This is a genomic window from Ruminococcus difficilis, from assembly GCF_016680995.1.
On sequence record NZ_JAEQMG010000117.1, the window covers coordinates 1 to 21,400 of the forward strand.

15 protein-coding genes and 1 rRNA gene are annotated in these 21,400 nt (G+C 55.2%); 6 read left to right on the forward strand and 10 right to left on the reverse strand.

The genetic code is table 11. The features are described 5' to 3' along the window. On the forward strand, positions 1 to 995 hold a 995-nt coding region (locus JKK62_RS10910), incomplete at its 5' end, for an LCP family protein (RefSeq protein WP_207752178.1). Further along, positions 940 to 2,454 (forward strand): asparagine synthetase B family protein, encoded by a 1,515-nt coding sequence (locus tag JKK62_RS10915; RefSeq protein WP_201427927.1) that lies wholly within the window; start codon positions 940 to 942, stop codon positions 2,452 to 2,454. The genes JKK62_RS10910 and JKK62_RS10915, both read left to right, overlap by 56 nt. A 52-nt stretch (positions 2,455 to 2,506) precedes the next feature. Here the strand turns inward: JKK62_RS10915 and JKK62_RS10920 are convergent, their stop codons facing one another. Both JKK62_RS10920 and JKK62_RS10925 read right to left on the reverse strand, forming a co-directional pair. Then, positions 2,507 to 3,313 carry a ZIP family metal transporter gene (locus tag JKK62_RS10920; protein ID WP_201427928.1) on the reverse strand — a complete coding sequence of 269 codons (807 nt, stop codon included), beginning with the start codon at positions 3,311 to 3,313 and terminating at the stop codon, positions 2,507 to 2,509. Positions 3,314 to 3,522: 209 nt separating this feature from the next. Continuing rightward, complete coding sequence (locus JKK62_RS10925) at positions 3,523 to 6,834, reverse strand: fibronectin type III domain-containing protein (protein ID WP_201427929.1); 3,312 nt, start codon at positions 6,832 to 6,834, stop codon at positions 3,523 to 3,525. Between the two features lie 235 nt (positions 6,835 to 7,069). Here JKK62_RS10925 and JKK62_RS10930 point away from each other — a divergent pair, with 235 nt between their 5' ends. After that, positions 7,070 to 9,280 carry a right-handed parallel beta-helix repeat-containing protein gene (locus JKK62_RS10930; RefSeq protein WP_201427930.1) on the forward strand — a complete coding sequence of 737 codons (2,211 nt, stop codon included), beginning with the start codon at positions 7,070 to 7,072 and terminating at the stop codon, positions 9,278 to 9,280. Positions 9,281 to 9,749: 469 nt separating this feature from the next. Here JKK62_RS10930 and JKK62_RS10935 read toward each other — a convergent pair whose 3' ends face one another. From JKK62_RS10935 to rlmD, 4 genes are all read right to left on the reverse strand, one after another. Further along, positions 9,750 to 10,784 (reverse strand): YdcF family protein, encoded by a 1,035-nt coding sequence (locus tag JKK62_RS10935; protein ID WP_201427931.1) that lies wholly within the window; start codon positions 10,782 to 10,784, stop codon positions 9,750 to 9,752. A gap of 88 nt (positions 10,785 to 10,872) precedes the next feature. After that, positions 10,873 to 11,535, reverse strand: coding sequence for a YoaK family protein (locus JKK62_RS10940; RefSeq protein WP_201427932.1), 663 nt, complete (start codon positions 11,533 to 11,535; stop codon positions 10,873 to 10,875). Between the two features lie 3 nt (positions 11,536 to 11,538). Next, positions 11,539 to 11,826: a DUF4160 domain-containing protein gene (locus tag JKK62_RS10945; protein WP_201427933.1), complete on the reverse strand. Its 288-nt coding sequence runs from the start codon at positions 11,824 to 11,826 to the stop codon at positions 11,539 to 11,541. 63 nt (positions 11,827 to 11,889) lie between these two features. Then, entirely contained in the window at positions 11,890 to 13,029 is a 1,140-nt protein-coding gene (gene rlmD, locus JKK62_RS10950) for a 23S rRNA (uracil(1939)-C(5))-methyltransferase RlmD (protein ID WP_201427934.1), read from the reverse strand. Positions 13,030 to 13,155: 126 nt separating this feature from the next. Here rlmD and JKK62_RS10955 point away from each other — a divergent pair, with 126 nt between their 5' ends. Continuing rightward, the gene (locus JKK62_RS10955; RefSeq protein ID WP_201427935.1) at positions 13,156 to 14,373 is read left to right on the forward strand and encodes an immunoglobulin-like domain-containing protein; all 1,218 of its coding nucleotides are present in this window, start codon (positions 13,156 to 13,158) and stop codon (positions 14,371 to 14,373) included. Between the two features lie 177 nt (positions 14,374 to 14,550). On the opposite strand, the gene JKK62_RS10960 is transcribed toward JKK62_RS10955, so the two are convergent. Further along, the gene (locus tag JKK62_RS10960) at positions 14,551 to 15,618 is read right to left on the reverse strand and encodes an ABC transporter substrate-binding protein (protein ID WP_201427936.1); all 1,068 of its coding nucleotides are present in this window, start codon (positions 15,616 to 15,618) and stop codon (positions 14,551 to 14,553) included. A 202-nt stretch (positions 15,619 to 15,820) separates the two neighbouring features. Between JKK62_RS10960 and rrf the strand changes: the two genes are divergently transcribed. Both rrf and JKK62_RS10970 read left to right on the forward strand, forming a co-directional pair. Next, a 5S ribosomal RNA gene (gene rrf, locus JKK62_RS10965) occupies positions 15,821 to 15,937 on the forward strand. A gap of 229 nt (positions 15,938 to 16,166) precedes the next feature. Further along, entirely contained in the window at positions 16,167 to 16,880 is a 714-nt protein-coding gene (locus tag JKK62_RS10970) for an NAD-dependent protein deacylase (protein WP_201427937.1), read from the forward strand. 332 nt (positions 16,881 to 17,212) lie between these two features. Here the strand turns inward: JKK62_RS10970 and JKK62_RS10975 are convergent, their stop codons facing one another. The 3 genes from JKK62_RS10975 to JKK62_RS10985 all read right to left on the reverse strand — a co-directional run bounded on the left by JKK62_RS10975 (position 17,213) and on the right by JKK62_RS10985 (position 21,394). Further along, positions 17,213 to 18,991, reverse strand: a complete 1,779-nt coding sequence (locus JKK62_RS10975) for a trypsin-like peptidase domain-containing protein (RefSeq protein WP_201427938.1) — start codon at positions 18,989 to 18,991, stop codon at positions 17,213 to 17,215. A 146-nt stretch (positions 18,992 to 19,137) separates the two neighbouring features. Next, the gene (locus JKK62_RS10980) at positions 19,138 to 20,721 is read right to left on the reverse strand and encodes a sensor histidine kinase (RefSeq protein ID WP_207752179.1); all 1,584 of its coding nucleotides are present in this window, start codon (positions 20,719 to 20,721) and stop codon (positions 19,138 to 19,140) included. Further along, entirely contained in the window at positions 20,705 to 21,394 is a 690-nt protein-coding gene (locus tag JKK62_RS10985; RefSeq protein WP_201427940.1) for a response regulator, read from the reverse strand. The genes JKK62_RS10980 and JKK62_RS10985 overlap by 17 nt, the downstream gene beginning before the upstream one ends. Between the last annotated feature and the right edge of the window lie 6 nt (positions 21,395 to 21,400).

Genomic DNA, 21,400 nt, shown 5'->3' on the forward strand with positions numbered 1-21,400 from the left:
TGGCGGCAGTTTTTATGGCTAATTATAACGACGACTTTGTCGATATTTCTTCAACGGAAGACATCGATAAAGCATACGGGAAAGACAACAGAAGACCGCAGCCTAGGAAGAAAAAGAATAAAGGCTTGGGACGCAGGATCTTCGTTCTGGTGCTTTCCCTGATCATGCTCCTTGTAGGTTCGGGATTACTGTATTACTACAAAGTTCTCGACAGTATGACGTTCAAAGAGCTCGATCCCGCACCCGTTACGGCGACCACTAACGTTTCCGAGACCACTACCTATTCCATCGCCAGCGGCGGCGCGACACTGCTTTCCAGTGACAACGTACTGAATATCCTGCTCTTCGGTCAGGATTCACCCGCGACAGAACAGGACCACGGCCGTTCCGATACGACGATCCTCTTATCCATCGACAACGTGAACAAGAAGCTCAAGCTGACTTCTTTCCAGCGCGATACCTACGTCAGTATCCCCGGACACGGCGACAACAAGATTAACTCCGCCTTCACCTTCGGCGGCGAGCGTCTTTCCATCGACACGATCGAGACCAACTTCGGTATCAAGGTCGATAAGTACGCGACGGTCGATTTCTCGTCCTTCCGTCAGGTCATCGAAGCCCTCGGCGGCGTCGATATCGAGCTGACACTCGAAGAGATCAAGTATATCAACGCCCAGATCGACGTCAACGATCAGACGGACGTTACTTCGTTCCTGACTTATGATCCGTCTAAAGAAAAGCAGATGGTACACCTCGACGGCTATCAGGCGCTCTGGTACGCAAGAGACCGCGGCGAGGAGAGCCTCGGCGGTAATCCCGAGTACAGCTTCTCCGGCGACGACTGGGATCGTACCTCCCGCCAGCGCAATCTGATCGAGACCATCATCAAGAGCAGTGGTATAATTTTGACAAAATTTGACACGGAAGGATGGAAGAAACATGGTACAGGTACGTTATTACAGCGGATACATCCGCAACTTCAAAAAAGTCTGTGAGGAGCTCGGGATCACCCCGCTCAGCCGCGAACAGCGCGAGGAGCAGATCCTGATCAATGGCTTTGAGAAATGGGGCACGGAGCTGCCCGAGCACATCTTCGGCGCATTCGCGTTCGCGCTCTATGACGACGCGGCGGACAAGCTCTATGTGTTCCGCGATCCGGTCGGTCAAAAGCAGATGTTCTATGCCGTTGCGGGCGATGAACTGCTCTGCTCGGGCGATATCGACGCCATCGTGACCGACAGCCGTATTGAGAAGCGCCTGAACATGCGTATGCTCCAGCAATATCTGTTCTACGGCTATCCGATCGGCGAAGAGACCTTCTATGAGGGCGTGTACAAGCTGGGGGGCGGTCATTTCCTCGAATGGGACGGCAAAAGCCTCAAGAAGAACTGTTACTTCAAGCCGCTCTTCCGCCCCGAGGACAAGTCCATCGACGAGTTCGCCGACGAGATCAAGGCTGTCGTGACCGAGATCCTCGAGGAGGAGCGCGCGGATACCGAGCTGCCGTATAAGGAATCGTTCCTCTCCGGCGGCGTGGATTCCTCCTATCTGCTGGCGGCGAGTGACGCGCAGTGCGCCAACACCGTCGGCTATGAGGAAGCGGATTTCAGCGAGGCGCACCTCGCGCGGCAGACTGCCGAGCACTTCAATAAGGGCTTCCGCGTCAAGATGATCACTCCCGAGGCGTATTTTGAGCGCATCCCCACCGTGATGGATAAGATGGGTCAGCCCCTCGGCGACGCCTCCGCGGTGGCGTTCTCCATCGGCTGTCAGGCGGTCAAGGAGCATGCCGACGTCGTCTATTCGGGCGAGGGCATCGACGAATTCTTCGGCGGTTACAACGCTCATAAACGCAAGATCCCGAGCGACTGGGTCTATCTGACCTGCTCCCATATCATGAATACGGACGTCGTCAAGGCGCTGATGATCGATTTTGACGAGAATGTCAAGCCCTCCGATCCGCTGATGGAGCTGTGGGAAGAAGCGAAGCAGGAGGATCAGCTCGATTCCAAGCTGACGATGGATATCTCCTTCTGGCTCGACGGCGACATCTACCTCAACACCGACCGCACCTCCACCGCCTGCGGGATCGAACTGCACACGCCGTTCTCCGATTACCGCCTGTTTGAGGTCGCCAGCCGTATTCCGTCCGAATATCAGTTCCGCGAGGAACAGAATAAATATGTGTTCCGCAAGGCGGCGAGCAGTATCCTGCCCTACGAGTCCGCGTTCCGCAAGAAGGTCGGATTCCCCGTGCCGGTGCGTCAGTGGCTCGCGGATGAGCGCTATAATCAGCCCGTGAAGGAGAAGCTCTTCGGCAGATCGTCGCAGACCTTCTTCGATCAGGATCAGATGAAGGATCTGTGGGAGCGCTTTGTCGGCGGCGAGTCGCTGCTGTGGAACCGCGTCTACGCGATCTACGCCTTCCTGCTGTGGTATGATCTGAAATTCTGAGAGTGATTAGTGGTCAGTGGTCAGTGGTTAGTGATCACTGACCACTAATTTTCTATCCCAGCGCCACATCCAGCGACATCATCAGGGTGAAGCCTGTGGCGAAGAACATCACGCCGATGTGCGAGTGCTCACCCTGCGTCATCTCGGGGATCAGCTCCTCGACCACCACATACACCATCGCGCCCGCCGCGAAGCTCAGCAGATACGGCATCGCGGGGACGATCAGCGCGGCGCACAATAGGGTCAGGGCGCCGAAGATCGGTTCCACCGCGCCCGACAGCACGCCGCAGAGAAAGGCTTTCGGTTTGCTCTTGCCCTGTGCGTGCAGGGGCATGGAGATGATCGCGCCCTCGGGCAGATTCTGGATCGCGATCCCCAGCGCCAACGCCAACGCGCCGCCGAGGGTGACGTTCTGCGTTCCGGTCATGAGCCCCGCGTACACCACGCCCACCGCCATCCCCTCGGGAATGTTATGCAGCGTAACAGCCGTCACCATCAGGGCACGGGCACGCGTGCCTTTTTTCTGAGCGACTTTACTCTGCGTGTCTGCTTTTGGATTGTCTAAGTAACGGCGCAGGAGGGGGATGACCCGATCCAGCAGGAACAAAAAGAGGATGCCCAGCCAGAATCCGATGAACGCGCACAGGAACGAGAAGCGCCCCATGTGCTCCGACTGCTCGATCGCGGGGATGATCAGGCTCCATACCGAAGCAGCGATCATCACACCCGCCGCAAATCCCGTGAGCGCCCGCGAGAGACCTTTGCCGAAACGGTGCTTCATAAAGAAAACCGCCGCGGCTCCCAACGCCGTGCCCCAAAACGGTATCATCAATCCGAAGATCACATCTGAATTTATCATGTACCTTGCTTCCTTATCCCATTGAATTCCTGATACGATCAGTACTATCATCCTATGCAGGGTGGATGGGGGAGGTGAATGGGATCGGGTGCGGGTGCAATATTCTGTATCACTGTAACGTGTTGCGAAATCACAAAAGCCTTCCCGCGGGGAAGGCTTTTGTGTGTTATCGAAAACTAAATTTCTAATTCCTAATTACTAATTCCTAATTAAACAGGAGGGTTTCCCTGTTCGGGCTCGGTGGGGAGCAGATATTCGATCGTGCTGCCGGTGCGGTCGTAGTCGCTGATGTAGTTGTCCTTGCTGCCCAGGCACCGTACCGTATAGGTGCGGCTCTTGCCGATCGGTGCGGCGATATCGACAAACTCGGTGTCCTCGGTCACGCCGAGACGCTCCCAGCCGTCGTCGCCTATGTAAAAGACGCGGTACTGCACAGCGCCCTCTACGGCATCCCATTTGATGCTCACGCCGTCCTTGGTGCTTTCCAGCGCGGTGATCCGCGGGGTGGCGACGCCGGTGTAGGTGATCGTCCAGCCCTGCTCGTTGAAGTTGCTCGCGAAATCGCCGTGATCGTTGAGCGCGCGGATGGTATAGCGGCGGGTCGCGCCGTAGGGCGCCTTGTCGTCAAAGAACTCGGTGTCCGTCGTTTCAATCAGACGATCCCAGCCGTTGCTGCCGCGGGCATAGACACGGTAGGCGGTCACGCCGTCGATGGCGTTCCATTTCAGGCGGATACCCTCGGGCTCATTCTTTACCTCGGTGAATGCGGGGTTCTCAACGCCTCTGTAGGTCGCCTTCCAACCGTCCTTGTTGTAGTCGCTCATAAAGCCGCCCTGCTCGTTGACACAGCGCACGGTGTAGCGATACTCGGTGTCCAGCTCACAGTCCTTGTCAAAGTAAGCGGTGTCGGTCTGCTCCGAAAGCCTTGTCCAGCCCTGATTTGCGAGCTTGCGATAGACACGGTATCTGACCGCGCCCTCCACGGGCTCCCATGTGAAGCTGATACCGTCGGCGTTACTGTCGATTTCGGTGATCTGCGGTGTCTCAACGCCCTTGTAGTTGACCTTCCAGCCGTCATAGTTGCAGTCGCTCATGAAGCCGCCCTGCTCGTTGACACAGCGCACGGTGTAGAGGTAGTCGGTGTTCTGTGTGACGTCGCCGTCAAAATAGGTCGTGTCGGGCAACTGCGCGATCCTCGTCCAGCTGCCGCCGGGCGTCTTGCGATAGAGGCGGTAGTCGATCGCGTTCTCGACAGCGCCCCATGTGATGTTCACGCCGTCATTCTGCGCGGTCACTTCGGTGATCTGCGGAGTATCAACACCCTGATAATGCACCTTCCAGCCGTCATAGTTGCAGTCGCTCATAAAGCCGCCCTGCTCGTTGACGCAGCGCACGGTGTAGAGGTAATCGGTGTTCGGGTCGATGTTGCCGTCAAAGTAGGCGGTTTCGGGCAACTGCGCGATCCTCGTCCAGCTGCCGCCCGGTGTCTTGCGATAGAGGCGGTAGTCGACCGCGTTCTCAACAGCGCCCCATGCGATGTTCACGCCGTCGCTCTGCGGGGTGAGCTCGGTGATCTGCGGCGTCGCGATACCCTTATATTTGACGCTCCAGCCGTCGGAGTTGAAGTCGCTGACAAAGCTGCCCGCGCTGTTGATGCAGCGGATGGTGTAGACATAGGTCTCGCCCGCGGTGATATCCTGATCGACGAACTGAGTCGCGCTCGTCTCACCGATGCGCAGCCAATCACTGCCGGAGCGGCGATAGACACGGTACGCGTAGACGTTATCGATCGCGTTCCATTTCAGGCGGATGCCCTCGGGCTCGCTGATCGTCTCGGTGAACTGCGGCGTGTCAACGCCCAGATAGGTGTGCTTCCAGCCGGTGGTGTTATACTTGCTGACAAAGTTGCCCTTTGCGTCCACACAGCGGACGGTGTAGGTATAGGTGCCGTCTTTGCTGACGTCGGTGTCGACATAGGAGGTGTCGGTGGTCTCCGTCATCTTCCGCCAGCCGTATCGTGAGCTCTTGTAATAGACGCGGTAGCGGGTGGGGGAGTCATCGATCGTGTTCTGTACCGCGTCCCAACTGAGCTTGACGCCCTCTGTCGTGCTCTCCAGCGAGGTGATCGCGGGCGTGTCTAAGATATGATAGGTGTGCCTCTTGCCGGTCGTATCATAATCGCTGATGAAGTTGCCGTCGCGATCGACACAGCGGATGGTGTAGATGTAGGTCGAGCCGTCGCGGACGTCGCTGTCGATGTAGGAGGTCGACGCGGTCTCGGTCATGCGGCTCCAGTCATTGTAGCGGTTCTTGTAGTATACGCGGTATTTGTACGCGTCCTTAACGGCGTTCCACTTGAGCTGTACGCCGTCGGAGGTGCTGGAGATATCGCTGAATACGGGCGTGTCGACATGGATGGGCGCGTTGAAGCTGAAGATGCGGTAGCCCTTGCCGGTGCGTCTGCCCGAGTCGGTGAAGGTGTGGATGGTGTCATCCTCGGAGATGCCCTCGCCGTGGCTCCACTGTACCGCGTAGTAGGTATCGCTGCTGTCCACTCTCTTAGCGTCGGAGTCAAAGTAGCTGTGATTGGTGCGCGGACTGCCGCCCGACCAAAGCTCACTCGCGGAGGGCGCGCTCTGCTTGCGGAAGCATCCGTGACCGTTGCTGTCGAGGACGATGGTGCCCTCGCGCTGATCCCAGTAATAATCGCTGTCGGGATGGTCAAGCGCCGCCTGTGCCTTTGCCTTGCTGTTGAAGATCATGTATTTGGTGCCGAACTTGGTACCCTTGCCGCCCGAGGCGGTGTCGATCTGCAGCTCGATCAGGTTGGGCTGGGTGACCTTGGCGACCCACAGACCTCTGCTGTCGCCGATGGCGTGGACGTCGCAGTAGCGGTTTCTCTCACCGGCGCTGTCCCAGTAGATCCAGTCCTTGGGGCTGTCGCCGTAGAAGATGGCGTTGTGGTTGTCGCCTGTGCCGTACAGCCACATCAGATCTCCCTTTTCCAGTACGCCGGAATCATAGGCGTCGTCGACGGAGTCGAACCAGATGCGGTTGACGTCGTAGGTGTTCCATGACTGGGGTACGCCCGCCATGACGCTCAGGCGGTTGATCTTGTAGCTCGGAGCGCCGGACGCGACCGCGGATTTGTACAGGACATGCCATACAAAGCCCGTGCAGTTCATCGCCGCCACACCGGGGGTGTCATAAGCGCCGCGCGCGCCCGCGCAATCGCCCTGCGGATTGCGGTGGTCGTTGTGCGCGTAGGGGGTGCCTAAGTAGTAGTGAGGGTTGGCGCTGTCCGCGTCGTGGGTATCCATCCAGTTCATGTATTCGTCATAGTCGATGCCGAATGCCTCTAAAAAGGATTGGGAGCCGTACAGTCTGCCGCCGCCGTTGTTGTAGCCGTTCCAGCTCGCCGCGCTCGCGCTCAGCGTAGTAGGAACGATACCGACCGTCATCACCGTCAAAACGATGAGGATCGACAGCAGCAGGGATACGCCCTTTTTACATGCTTTCATTGTTCTACACTTCCTCGTTATTGACTCCCGCGACTGTCTGAAACAGGCTGTCGCGGGAGTGTTTTTATACAATGCCATTTTACCACAGTTTTCCTGCTATTACAATCAAATTTGACAAGATGTTCAAAAAACTTTTTCGATTCTGTGAATATATTGTATCTGTTCACAGTCTGCTATTGATTTTTATCCTCAGTTGTTTTACAATAATAATGAAACATACCAATGAGGTGATTGGATGAAAAGAATAATCAAACACAGCCTGAGTCTGATCCTCGCGTTGACGCTGGTGCTCGGCGCGGCGGTGATCTCCGCTTCGGCGGCGCCCGAGGTGGCAGAGGGTTATATCTATGTCCGAGAGGATTTTATCGACGACTACGGCTTTACGCGCGCGGTACAGTTCGCGCTGAATGACGCGGCGGATCACGCCACGGCGGAGTCGCCCTATACGGTCGTCGTTCCGAGGGGTGATTATGAGATGCGCGGCGCTATGCGGATCTTCAGCAACACGACGCTGGATCTGCGCGGTGTGACCATGCGGCGCGATGGCGCGGGCGCGGGCAATATGCTGCGTGTCGGCAGTGAGGACAGCGTCAACACCGGTGTGACCGGCTACGCGTATGAGAATATCCACCTGATCGGCGGCGTCTTTGACGGCGGCTTCGGCGAGAACACCATTATCAAAGCCTTCCATACCAGAAACTTCACGATGGACGAGGTGACGCTCCTCAACGAGAAGGAGGGTCACATGACCGAGTTCGCGGGCGTGGACGGTCTGACCATCCGCGGCTGTGTCTTTGAGAATCAGCAGCTCACCCCCGGCAACTACGGCTATGAGGCGATCCAGCTCGATGTGCTCCATCCGTTCCATGTCGCCAACGGTCGCAGTGAGGATCTGCCGATGACCAACGTGCTGATCGAGAAATGTATGTTCTCGGATATGCCCCGCGCGATCGGCTCGCATACGGCGGTGCATAACCGTCCGCATGACAACATCACCATCCGCGGCAATTACTTTACCGATATGAGCAGTATCGCGATCCAAGGGCACAACTGGACGAACGTGAACATCACCAAGAATATCATCGAAAACGCGCCTCGCGGTATCACGATGTATGCCGAGCCCGGCGGCTGTACCTATCTGTCGAGCAAATTAGCGGCAAAGGGCAATACGGACAGCCATGCGACCGACGCCTATCAGGCGCCCGGCAAAGCCAATATCACGATCGCCTACAACATTTTGACGGACATCGGCACGAGCGCGGACGGCTACGCTTCCTATTCCAGTCAGGGTATCGCCGTATTGGGCGAGAAGCTGGATACGACCTCTCCTGTCGGCGGAAATGATGAGAGCGGCGGTCTGCCTCCGGGCGACTACTACATCGACGGCGCTTCCATCCATGACAATATCATCGATGTGCGCGGCAACGGCATCCGTCTGGAGGATGTGCGCAATACATCCGTCACCGACAATGAGATCGTCTGCTCCAAAAACACCGTCCATAACGACAATTACTACGGCATCGTCGTGCGCGCCAACGCCTCCGCTTCGACCGTCAGCTATAATAACATCAGCGGCGCCGAGGTCAACGGCATCCAGATCGACGGCGGCAAAGGCGGCAAGGTCAATAACGTCCGCTTCAACCGTATCTCGAACTGCGGCAAGTACGGCATCGGCATCTATGATATGAGCATCGACAAGATCGAAGATAACGATATCATGAATACCAATAATATCGGTCTGTTCGCTACGGACTGCACGCTGAGCAACGTCCGCTGGAACCGTATCCGCTATTGTTCGGACGCGGGCATCTGGCTGACCTCCACCACGACGGCGACCACCATCAAGAGCAATACGACCGTCGGGTGCGCCGACTCCGATTCCTTCGGCAGAAACACCGTTCAGTCGCATTACTCCTCTGCTTCGGCGCTGACTAATTTCTATATCCCGTGGGATGTGACGGATAAGGCGGGCGCGAAGATGGGCGTGGGCTCGATCTTCCATATTGCCCCCGATGTGCGCCCCACCAACGCCATCGCCTCGTTCACTTATTCGAGCAGTGATGAGGATGTTGTGACGGTAGACGCGAACGGCATGGTCATTGCCGTTGCCGAGGGTCAGGCGACCATCACCGTCAGGTCGAATAACAATATCACAAAGACGTATGCCGTCACGGTAGAGGGCAGCGGCGGTGTATCGCACCTGACCGGCAAGCCCGCCGCGCCGGTGCTCATCCTCGGTGACGCCGACGGCAACGGCGTTGTCGAATCCGCCGACACCACCGTACTCCTGCGCAGGTTCGCGTACATCGACATCCCCTATGGCGATGTGACGCTCAGCCACGGCGACGTGAACGGCGACGACTCGGTGGATGTGCTGGACGTCTCGCTGATCCAGCGCTACCTTGCCAACATCAACACACCGTACCCGATCGGTGAACCGTTCTGATATTTCTAATAAAGAAAAAACACGTGGGTCAATGACTCACGTGTTTTTTATCGAAAAAGTTTTTGTCTATATAGAGTAAGCCGTTCCGAGGTTCCCTTTGGTAAAGGGGTCGCGTGCGACGCGCTGTCACTAAAAAGGCTCCCTTTTGTAAAGGAGATTCCCCTGCTAGGGGAAATGTCCGCAACGCGGACAAAAGGGTCTGCTGTCTCCGCTAGGAGGGCTCAAACCGATAAAAAACTGAGGGATTGTACGAAACTGTATGAGCGGAGCGAGTATCTCAATGATATTACCTAGATGATATCGCATAGTATCATAATAGAGTATCTCCCTTCGGTCGGTCAATTGATGCAATCCCTCCGAGCTCGCAAGCGAGCCCACCTCCCTTTACCAAAGGGAGGCTTCGTTATAGGCTCTTCAAAATATTACACGTGGGTCAATGACTCACGTGTTTTTTATATTCCATTTATGTTCAGTGCGCAAAGCACATGACGATCAGCGGGATCATGCACAGCACCCAGCCGATGATGAAGGTGATCAGATGCTTTTTCTCGGAGTGGACGGCGATGAACTCGCGGATCAGGGCACTCGGCCAGTAATAGAACGCCACATGACTGCCGACGCCGGTGCACTTCATCTTGTTTTTGCGGCAGTAGCGCAGCGCGCGGTATACGTGGTAGTTGCTGGTGACGAGGACGGTGTATTTACTGCCCTCGCGTGAGTCGATAATTCTTTTGGAGAACTTTAGATTCTCAAAGGTGGTCAAAGACTGATCCTCCTTGATGATCTGCTCGGGCGGGATCCCTTTGTCGATCAGATAGCGCGCCATCGCCTCGGCTTCGGAGATCGTCTCATCCGAGCCCTTGCCGCCGGAGGGGATCATGATCGGCGGGGTCGGATCCTTGTGATAGACCTCGATCGCCTTATCCAGCCGGTCGGAGAGGAGCTTGGAGACGCGGTCGCCGTCGAGCAGTCCCGCGCCGTGGATGATCACATAGTCAAAATCACGCTTGCGTGGAATGATCATGAGAAAAACGCAGTAGAGCATGAACACCACAAAGCACATCGAGATATAGATGACCGTTACGCTCATAAAGATACTGATGTGACTGATGTTGCGCAGATAGCTTTCTGTGACCCATTCTCTGCCGACGAGTATCGGTATCATCACCGCGACCAGTGTCGCGATCTCGCCGACGGCGATGATGATCCCGAAGAACAGCGACAACAGGTTCGCCATACTTCGCCCTTCACGCCGGAGCATCACCACACCGTTGCAGATCAAAAAGATCGGTACGATCAGGAGGGTTACGATGACGATGTTGAACAATATGACCAGCACGGTTTTTTGATGCTCGCCCGCCAAAAACGTCATTGCGATGATCGAGCTTGCCAGCGAGAGAAATAAAAAATAACAGTTGCGGTATCTGCTTCTGTCAATGAGGAATGAAATGACCAGCAGGACCCAGAAAAAGATCGCTGCGGAATATACGAGGATTCTAACCATAATGAACCTTTCTGTGACGGTCGGCGATTGATGCGATCAACTCGACCGGTTGTATGATACGATAACGGCACGATGTTTTTTTGCGTGCCTATCGGCTTTCCTTTGCCATCATGATGACGACGATCAACAGAAGGATCGTCGAGATCCAGATGGTTTTGATCCCGATCAGGGTCGACAGGACGCCGCCGATACCCGCTCCGATCGCAAAGATCAGAATAATGCCGAAGAAGTGGAGCGCCTTATATAATAATGGCTTGTCGCGTGTGCGCAGATATTTTGACAGGCTCTCTGTTCCGCTGCGCAGATTACCGATGCACATCGTGCTCGCGTAGCCGTAGCCGTGTACGGTGCGGAATGTCTGTACCTGCATCGCGCACGAGAACGACACAAGGATATTGGCGAGCATGTTTAGTTCCCGCGGTAGGAATCCCACGATGCCCAGCAGCAGGATCTCAATGATCAGGACGATCTGTCGCCAGTGCACCCCTTGATTGCTTTTGAACCGCGCTTCGATCTGCTCGGTGATGAAAATGCCCGACGCGAAGGAGAGCAGGGGGAGCATATAGTGGATACCGCTCTGCCAGTTTCCCGTCAAAAAGCTTTGGCTCATCAGGACAACGTTGCCTGTTTGCGCGTTGGCGAACACATTGTCGCGTATGTTGTAGGTGTAAGCGTCCTGTAAGCCGCCTGAAAAGGACAGGATCGCGCTGAGCAGGAAGCTCTCTGATGTTTGTGTTGTTGTATTCTTCATGGGTCAGTCTTTCAGTATGAGTCTTAACGACTTGATAGGATCAAGCGGATATTCATCGTGTCCGCATTTCTGATGATTCTTTTCTATTTCCTTTCTATGCTTAGCGATCCAACGCTTCAGTAGTTTGATTTTCGCATCCGGAAATCGACTGCTCCGACTTCTGATTTCTCCGCCATAGTCGATAACAGCTTCTTCTTCGCCGTATAAGGCATGAATCGATGGGATACACAGCATATAATCCATATCGATCGTCATTCCGGAAAACTTTGAAATCACCTGTTTCCTTCCCATGACGGTACCTCCTTTTTTAAACTGCGGTTTGTCGATCCGATAAAAGTGTTTTGATCAGATCAATCAACCTCGTGTGAGTTTCACGATCGACTCACAATGATTGGTGTGAGGGAACATGTCGAACGGATAGCAGACCCTTGATTTGTAGCCGAGTCTGCCGAGGATCCGCAGATCGCGCGCCTGTGTCTCGGGATTGCAGGAGATGTAGACGATCCTGTCAGGGGAGAGCCTCGCCAGTGAGTTGAGGAAGGAGGAGGTACAGCCCGCGCGCGGAGGGTCGATGAAGGCGACGTCGACGCGAGCGTCTTTTTCTGTTAATCTCCTTACGTATTCCTTACTATCAGCGGCAGTGAAGCGGATATTTTCGACGCCGTTGAGTTTCGCGTTGCGCTTCGCGTCGGCGATCGCGGCGGGATTCAGCTCGACCGCGTGGACGAATTTTGCTCTGCGGGAGGCGATGATGCCGATGGTGCCGATGCCGCAGTAAGCGTCCAGCACGACCTCGCTGCCCGACAGCCCGGCAAGCTCCAGCGCCTTTTGATAGAGCTGCTCCGTCTGGTCATGGTTGATCTGATAGAACGAGGTGGGGGAGAGGATGAATTTTTCTCCGCACAGGACGTCCGTGATCCTGCCGTCACCGAACAGGATCTCACTCTGCTTGCCGGTGAAGAGCTTGGCGCGGTCACGGTTGACCGCGATCACGGCGGTGGTGAGCATCGGGCACGCCTTTTGCAGGGCGGTGGTGAAGGTGCGCTTGGCGGGGAAGATCCTGTCCGCGCCGTTGATGACCGCCATCACCTCGCCTGTCGCCGCGGCCTCACGGATGACCACGCTTTTGAGCCAGCCTCTTTCGGTGTAGGGGTCATACGGCATGACCTTGAAGCTGTAAAAGAGCTTTGCGAGCGCCGCGGTGATCGTGTTAGCCGTATCCGTGCAGATGGCGCACTGATCCGCCGCCATCACACTGTGCGTGGCGGATTTGTACAGACCGCTTATGACGCGCTTGCCCTCGCGCTTATAGACGAACTGCGCCTTGTTGCGATAGCCCGTGATCTTGGGTGAGGGCGAGATCTTTTTGACGGCGCACAGCTTGCCCGGATATTTGCGGCAGATATTCTCTTTATGTCGGAGCTGTTCCTCATAGTTGAGATTACACAACTGACAGGAATTGCATTTTTTCGCGTATCGACAAAAATCATTCATATTGTAATTGTAGCATGGCGCGGCGTTTTTTTCAATCTTTTGCGGTGATATTCGCGATAAATAAACTGTAACTTGATAAATCGTGAATAATCGTGTATAATCAGGGTTATGAGACCGATAAAAGTAATGAGATACGGTAGCAAATACCGTTACGATCAATCCCGGAGCAATCCGGCTAAGAAGATACTGATCATTGTCGGCGTCATTGTGATCATCGCATTGACGGTGATGGTTGTCCTGCGCTTTGTGAACCTCAGTAAAAAGGCAGTGGATAACGGAGCGCTGAATATGCAGATGAGCGCGGACAAGGTGACGACGATGGATGTCAAGACCGGCGATGTCTGTATCCTGAGTATGCCTTCTGCCATCAACATGAAGGAGGTCGAGTTTACATCAACTGATCCCGACGTTGTTCGTGTAGACGCTGCCGGACACACCGACGCGCTTGCTGTCGGTAAGGCGACTGTCACCGCGACCGCACGTAATTTCACGGCAGAATGTCAGTTCACCGTCACCCAGAACACCGAGCCGGAGCGTCCGGATGAGGTGACCACCGCGCTCAAGGCGAATCAGGATGTGCTCGCGCAGAATCAGGCGAGCGGTATGCGTGATATCTACAGCATCACCGTCAACCGCCGCACCAATACCGTCACCGTGTATACCAAGGATCAGGACGGTCAGTACACCGTGCCTGTCCGCGCGATGATCTGCTCCTGCGGCAAGGGCGGCGAGTTCACCACCATCACCGGCGACTTCTCCATCTATTTCCAAGAGCCGTGGCATCCGCTCTATGACGAGGTGTACGGTATGTTCGTTTCGGGCTTCAAGGATGACTTTTTGTTCCACAGCATCCCCTATGAGAACACCACTCACGATTCGCTCGAGACGGCGGAGTTCAACAAGCTCGGCGAGCCAGCCTCTCAGGGCTGTGTCCGCATGATGGTGTCCGACGTCTATTGGATCATGCGCAACTGTGAGCTCAATACGCCCGTTCACGTGATCGACGCCGATACAAAGGCGGATCCGCTCGGCAGACCCAACGCCCCGAAGCTGCCTGTCGGCGCGACATGGGATCCCACCGACGATACGGAGGGAAATCCCTTCCGCGGCAAAATGCCGACCCTCGAGGGCGCGGATGATCTGACGCTGAAGAAGGGCGGACATTTCAACGAGCTGGACGGCGTCACCGCCGCCGATATCTGCGGCAATGATATCTCCGACCGCGTCAAGGTCGCCGGCAAGGTCATTCCCGAGAAGCCCGGCGTCTATTATCTGACCTATTCGATCACTGATGACTTCAACCTCAAAACGCGCGTCACGCGCACGGTGACCGTCACCGGATAAATACAACAGCCCCTCTTTATGAGGGGCTTTCCTTTTGCGGAAGAACATATTCTGTGTGTTTTACTTCTGAGTGATATGTGTCACGGGGTAAAAACTTGGTATGCCCCCTCGTCAGCGGCGATCTCAACCGAAAAAACAGCCCCCGTTTTCACGGAGGCTGTTGCTGTTATCTGTGGGTTATCCGTCTACGCTGAAGTTGATCTCATCGCTGTCGTTTTGGCTGCTTGCCGCGGCGGGCGCCGCGTTGGTTGCGGCCGGAGCCTCGGTAGCGGCGGGAGCGTCTGCGGCAGCAGCTGCGGTCTCAGCTGTTGTCGCGGGCACGGAATAGTCGCGTGTCGCGCTGTCGGGCGTACCCTTGGTGGTCTTGTCGATGTAGTTGAGCATATCAAAGATCGCCTGCTCGGCGGATTTGCCGAAGCGGAAGAAGGCTTTTTTCGGGATCTGATAGGTGTGACCCTCAGAGAGTGCGTGGACATTGGCAAGGCTCGGATCGGCATTTAATATCGCCAGCACATTATCGTTGTCATAGAAGATGAAATTGGGAGAACCGAGCTTAAGCTCGTCAAGGTTGATGGGCGGCGCGGTCTGGTTGGCAAATACGTTGCTGTTGCCGTTGTAGTTGAAGAACTGGTACTCCAGCGTACCCTTGACAAAGGTACAGGGCTTGCCGTCTGCGTCCAGATAGATGTAGGCGACCGTCTGTACGACGTTGGAGGTGGCGGTGTTCATGGTGCTGAGCATATCGAGCAGCTCATCATAGCCTTTTTCGCCCTTTTCTTTGCCGGTGGTCTTACCGCCTAAGGCAGTGCCGAGATCGGTATACAGACTCTTGAGCGCGTCCGAGGTGGTGGGTACATCGAAGGTGATGACCTTGGCGCCGTTGGATTCGATCGCGCTCTTCGCGTCGGCGCTGAGTGTCTTATCCGCGATAACCAGATCGGTCTTAGCCGCCGCGATCGCCGCGGTATCGGGAGCGGCTCCCTTGCCCATCACGGGGACAACGTGCAGGAATTCCTGATCACATTCCTCCGAGCGTCCCGCCATCTTGATGTCATAGCCGATATAGGAGATGACGTCGGCGAAAACATCATTGAGCACCACGATGTTCTCGGGCTCTTTGTCGATGGTGACGTCGCCGATGGTGACAGGCCAGTCGTTGGAGGTTTTGGTATTACATCCGCCGAAGATCGCCGCGCATGAAAGGATCAGGCACAGGGATAATACGATAGAAAGAATTCGTTTCATTTGTGACACCTCATGGTTTCTGTTTTTGCCTTGTTTCGACAGAATCAAAGCAACTTATCTCTATTGTACTCAAATTGGATAAGATAGTCAAATAAAACTATGAAATACTACGAAAATTTAAATTTTATTAAAAAATTGTTAAAAAGTACTTGCATTTTCAAATTGACGGTGCTATAATAGCAACTGTTCCGAAAAGAACATAGTTGGTGTTGATGACGCAGGGGGTCCACCCGTTCCCATCCCGAACACGGAAGTTAAGCCCTGTAGTGCCGAAGATAGTGCTCTGGCGACGGAGTGTGAAAATAGGAAGATGCCAACACATAAAAGCTTCCACCCAGTAGGGTGGTTGTTTTTTTATGTCAAAAAATATCATTCAAATCGTCATTGCGAGGCTTTTATGCCGTGGCAATCTCAACCGATCAGAATTGTCATTGCGGAAAAAGACGCGCGCGTCCAATCTCAACCGAATAAAGAAATATTAGCGGTGGGGGCTTGCTCCCGCCGCTTTTGCGCGCTATAATAGAGAAAAAGTGCACAGGAGGCGCCGTATGACAGACATCGAAAAACTCAGAGAGATCATCCATAACAGTCACCGCATCGTCTTTTTCGGGGGAGCGGGCGTATCGACCGAGAGCGGGATCCCCGATTTCCGTTCCGCTGACGGCTTGTATCATCAGCAGTATGATTATCCGCCCGAGGAGATCCTCAGCCACACCTTCTTTGTGCGTAATCCGGAGGAGTTCTATCGCTTTTACCGCAATAAGATGCTGTGCCTGACAGCAAAGCCCAATAAGGCGCACCTCACGCTCGCCAAGTGGGAAAGAGAGGGCATCCTGCGTTCTGTCGTGACCCAGAATATCGACGGACTGCACCAGACGGCGGGCAGTCAGCGCGTACATGAGCTGCACGGCTCGGTGTTGCGCAATCACTGCATGAAATGCGGCAAGTTCTACGGCGTGGAGAAGATCGCCGAGAGCGAGGGCGTGCCGCAGTGCGAATGCGGCGGTATCATCAAGCCCGACGTCGTTTTGTATGAAGAAGCCTTGCCCGAGGACACGGTGATGCAGGCGGTCGAAGATATCCGCAGCGCGGACACGCTGATCGTAGCGGGCACCTCGCTGACGGTCTATCCGGCGGCATCCTATGTGCGTTGCTTCGGCGGCGATCACATGATTCTGATCAACCGCGACGCGACCCCCTATGACCATATGGCAGACCTCGTGATCCACGATAAGGTGGGCGAGGTGCTGTCGCAGGTGTGAGGCTTACGGATATGCGTGTTTGATGTACCTTACGGTATAATTTGCTCCGCGTATAAATGACATTTTTATATGTATCGGTACGTCAGCGTAGGGACGAGCATTGCTCGTCCGCATGGCAGGAACGTTTCTTTTCTATCCTGCGTTTTCGATAGCATATACGTTCGTCATTCTGCGGATGACCGATGGTCATCCCTACGGAAACAGACATTTGCTCTGCGTTTATCTGACTTCGATTGAATGTGTACCGGGAGGGTCAAGACCCTCTCCTACAAATAATATTATAAGTAAGACAGCGCCTCCTTGCGGAAGCGCTGTTTTTTGTGTTTTAATGTTTATTTTATTGCCGCGGAGGGGCGTTTTGCTTTGACGGTTACTTTATCGTCGGGCTTGTGGTCGTCGAGGACATCGTAGATATCCTGGAAGGAGGTGATCGTCTTGCCGTCCAGCTCCGTGATGATATCGCCCTCTTTGATATCGGTGCCCGCGAGGGAGCCTTCCGAATCGATCTTGCTGACGAGAACGCCTGCGGGAGCGCCGGAGTAATCGCCGGAGGCGAGCTCTTTGCCGGAGAAGCCGATGCGGGTACGCCCCTTGACATAGCCGTAGTGCATCAGATCGCCCGCGATCCGCTCCACTGTCGCGGAGGGGATGGAGAAGGTCATGCTCTCAAAGTTTTCGGCGACCACCTTGGCGGTGGTGATGCCGATCACCTGACCGTAGAGGTTGCACAGCGGACCGCCCGAGCTGCCGGGGCTGATTGCGGCGTCACACTGAATGTAGCGCACGTTCTTGTTGACGGAAAGCTCACGGTCCACGGCGGACACAACGCCTCTGGTCAGGGTGTTCTGGAACTGTTTACCGCCGGGAGAGCCGACCGCGATCACATCGTCGCCGATCGCGATCTTCTCGGAATCACCGAAGGTGACCGCTTTGAGATCCTTTGCGTCGATCTTGAGTACCGCGAGGTCGGTCCATGTGTCGTAGCCGACGATCTGCGCCTGATACTTGTCGCCGTTGTTCATCAGGATGCTGACGGCGTAGGCGCGGCTGTTGCCGATGACGTGGGCGTTGGTGATCAGGTAGCCGTCCGACGAGATGATCACACCGGAGCCCTGCGAGACGGCGTCGGCGATATCATCCGTGATCTTATCCTGATAGCAGATGACGGTCACGACGCTGTCGCTCACCGTATTATACGCGCTCTGGGTGGTGTATTTCGCGTCATCCTTATCCTTGGGAAGATCCTCGAGTTGGATGTTTTTTGCGTCCTCATCCGGCTTTCCGACGGAATCGGGATTGTCATCGTCACGCTTTTGGGTCTCGCCGTTGTCGGCGATCAGGGTGATGGTGTCCTCAACGTCGGTGTAGCTGTCGCTGTTTTGATTGAAGGAAAACGGGTTGACGCCGTATTCGGAGTTGCCGTCGCCGTCCTCACCGTTATCTCCGAAGGAGAAAGGATTATCGGGATCGATCGTGGGTGTACCCTGTCCGCGATGTGTGCTCGCGATATAGAATCCGAATCCCACGACCATTGCCGCGAGCAGTGCGCAGAGGATGATGATGAACACCTTGGTGCCGGTGGAGGTAGGCTCCTTCGGCGGCTTTTGATTCACCGGCTGAGCGGGGTTCGGCGCCTGACTCGGCATGGGCGCGTAGGGCTGGAAGTTTTTGATCGACTGATCGGGTTGGGGCGGCGTCTGCGGATAGACCGGCGCCTGCTGATACCCCGTGTTCGGATAGTAGTACTGCGCCGGCTGTTGTACGGGTTGCTGCACGGGCTGCTGTACCGGTTGTTGCATAGGCTGCTGTACCGGCTGCTGCGGGTAGTAGGGATAGCCGTAGGGCGTTGTATTCGGATAAGCCGCGGGCTGCTGCACAGGCTGTGCAGGAGGCGTCTGCTGTTGAGGCTGCTGCGGTAACGTGTATTCCTGCATGGGCTCGGGCTTTATTGCTTCGGCAGGGGGTTCATTGGCGGGAGTGTCGGCGACAGGTTCCGGGATGGCGTCGCTGTCAGCCTGTACCTGTTCTGCTCCGAAGCCTTGCTGTTCGAGCTCCAGTGATTCGTATTCTTCTTCGGGATGATATGCCTTTTTCGGCGTCAAATCGTCCATATTCAAATACCTTTCCTTTCCGCCCACGATTTTTCCATGACCGCGTTACCGTGGGCAATACGCGGCGGAGTATGATAGTGAGATGATTCTTAATATGTTGAGATTGGACGCGTGCGTCCTTTTCTCGCAATGACTGATCGATAGCGTTATTCTTCCGTTTCGTTGTCAACGGTCGCTTCTACGTATTTTTGCTCTTTATCCTTGTTGGTTTCGGGGGTCTGCTGAACGGTCTTCGGCAGACGGATGGTGAACGTAGTGAATTCGTTGACACGGGAATCGACATAGATATCGCCGCCGTGCAGTCGCATGATGGTCTTGGCGATAAACAGACCCAGGCCCATGCCCTTCTTGTCGATACTGCGGCTCTTGTCGGTTTTATAGAAGCGGTCAAAGACGTACCGGATATCCTCCGGCGGGATGCCGGGGCCGGTGTTGGTGATGCTGACGGATACATCATAGCGTGTCTCTTCCACACCGAAGTGGATGGTGCCGCCTTCGTCGGTGAACTTGACCGCGTTTTCGATCAGGTTATACACGACCTGATACATCAGATCGGGGTCGGCGTCGACAATGATACTGCGAAAGTCCTCCAGACCCGTGATGTGCAGCTTGCGGGCGATGATCTTTTGCTCGTAGCTCGCGAGGATCGTGATGATCAGCGAGAACATATCGAACTTCTGACGGTTGACCTTCAGCTCGCCGCGGTCGATGCGCGACAGGTTCAGCATGGAGGTCACGAGCCGCGACAGACGCTTGACCTCGGTGGACACGATCTTCATATAGTGATCGTGTCGTTCGGGCGGGATGGTGCCGTCAAGCATACCGTCGATGAAGCCCGCGATAGTCGTCATGGGCGTTTTCAGCTCATGTGATACGTTGGAGATGAACGAGCGGCGCATTCCCTCGCTGGAAGCAAGGCTGTCCGCCATATAGTTGAACGCGGTCGCCAGCTCGCCGATCTCATCATCGGAGGTGACATTGACGCGCACGGAAAAATCGCCGACAGCAAATTTCTTGGCGGCGTATGACATCTGCTTGAGCGGCTTAGTCATGCTGTAGGACATGAAAGCGACAAAGATGATAATGATGATCAGCATCACCGCAGCCGCAGTCAGGAAGATCTGCAAAAACGTGACCGGCAGTCCCGAAAGGAAGGTCGCCTTAGTGGTGACATAGCAGAACGCCGACGGGTTGATGTCGGAATCCAGCACGATCGGTACGCCCGCTGTATAGCGGTTGTCGGAATAGTAGCCGTCCAGCGTACCCGAGGAGAAGTATTCGCCCGGGGTGGTCTCGAACAGAACCTTGGAAGGGAAGGCGCGTGTCTTGTGTATGCAGTTGTCACCCTCCGAGCAATACAGACAAATCCCCTTATTGTCGGTGATCAGCACGTCGGCGTCGAGGCTTTTCGAGATACTGCCGACCGTGATGCCGACCGGAGAATGCTCGTCGATGACCAGCGAATGAACCGACGGGATGATGTACGAATAGGTGGTGATCGCCTCTGATACTTTGTGGGCGTTATCCAGCAGCGTCTTCTTCTTTTCTTCTTCCCAGTATCGGTTGACAAAGGTGTACATGGTCACGCTCAGCGCGATGAAGCTGGTCAGCAGGATCGAGATGCCGAAGATCAGATATTTTTTGAAGAGGGATCGCCGCACGCGAAAGTGCGGCGCTTTTCCACGGTAAGAAGCGGACGTTTTGTTCGCTTGATCAGCCTTTTGTTTCAAATTTATAGCCTACTCCCCAGACGGTGCGCAGCTCCCATTTGTCGGAGACGCCGTCGATTTTCTCTCTGATGCGTTTTACGTGTACGTCAACGGTACGGCTGTCGCCGTAGTATTCAAAGCCCCAGACCTGGTCGAGCAGCTGATCGCGCGTGAAAACCTTGTTCGGGTTGGACGCGAGGTGATACAGCAGCTCCAGCTCCTTGGGCGGGGTGTCGATCTGTTTGCCGTCGACGATCAGCTCATAGTTGGTCAGGTTGATGACGAGCTTGTCCCAGCGGACTTCCTTGACGGCTTCTTCTTCGGTACTGCCCGTTCTGCGCAGGACGGCACGGATGCGCGCGACGACTTCCTTTGCCTCAAAGGGCTTGACCACATAATCGTCCGCTCCAAGCTCCAGACCGAGGATCTTGTCGAATACCTCGCCCTTGGCGGTGAGCATGATGATGGGGCAGTCGGAGGTTTTGCGGATCTCTCGGCATACCTGCCAGCCGTCCATCTTGGGCAGCATGATATCGAGCAGCACCAACGCGGGCTGTTCACGGTCAAAGAGCTCCAGCGCCTGTTCGCCGTCGTTGGCGATGGCAGTGGTGTAGCCCTCTTTCTCAATGTACAGGCGCAACAGCTCGCAGATGTTCTGGTCGTCGTCTACAATAAGGATTTTACGATTGTTCATAGCGTT

What these genes read in the sequence shown, in the direction of transcription:
- JKK62_RS10935 (WP_201427931.1), bottom strand. Translation starts at nt 10,784, where the DNA reads ATGGTTAGAATCCTCGTATATTCCGCAGCGATCTTTTTCTGGGTCCTG.
- rlmD (WP_201427934.1), bottom strand. Translation starts at nt 13,029, where the DNA reads ATGAATGATTTTTGTCGATACGCGAAAAAATGCAATTCCTGTCAGTTG.
- JKK62_RS10960 (WP_201427936.1), bottom strand. Translation starts at nt 15,618, where the DNA reads ATGAAACGAATTCTTTCTATCGTATTATCCCTGTGCCTGATCCTTTCA.
- JKK62_RS10925 (WP_201427929.1), bottom strand. Translation starts at nt 6,834, where the DNA reads ATGAAAGCATGTAAAAAGGGCGTATCCCTGCTGCTGTCGATCCTCATC.
- JKK62_RS10930 (WP_201427930.1), top strand. Translation starts at nt 7,070, where the DNA reads ATGAAAAGAATAATCAAACACAGCCTGAGTCTGATCCTCGCGTTGACG.
- JKK62_RS10975 (WP_201427938.1), bottom strand. Translation starts at nt 18,991, where the DNA reads ATGGACGATTTGACGCCGAAAAAGGCATATCATCCCGAAGAAGAATAC.
- JKK62_RS10945 (WP_201427933.1), bottom strand. Translation starts at nt 11,826, where the DNA reads ATGGGAAGGAAACAGGTGATTTCAAAGTTTTCCGGAATGACGATCGAT.
- JKK62_RS10970 (WP_201427937.1), top strand. Translation starts at nt 16,167, where the DNA reads ATGACAGACATCGAAAAACTCAGAGAGATCATCCATAACAGTCACCGC.
- JKK62_RS10955 (WP_201427935.1), top strand. Translation starts at nt 13,156, where the DNA reads ATGAGATACGGTAGCAAATACCGTTACGATCAATCCCGGAGCAATCCG.
- JKK62_RS10985 (WP_201427940.1), bottom strand. Translation starts at nt 21,394, where the DNA reads ATGAACAATCGTAAAATCCTTATTGTAGACGACGACCAGAACATCTGC.
- JKK62_RS10940 (WP_201427932.1), bottom strand. Translation starts at nt 11,535, where the DNA reads ATGAAGAATACAACAACACAAACATCAGAGAGCTTCCTGCTCAGCGCG.
- JKK62_RS10915 (WP_201427927.1), top strand. Translation starts at nt 940, where the DNA reads ATGGTACAGGTACGTTATTACAGCGGATACATCCGCAACTTCAAAAAA.
- JKK62_RS10920 (WP_201427928.1), bottom strand. Translation starts at nt 3,313, where the DNA reads ATGATAAATTCAGATGTGATCTTCGGATTGATGATACCGTTTTGGGGC.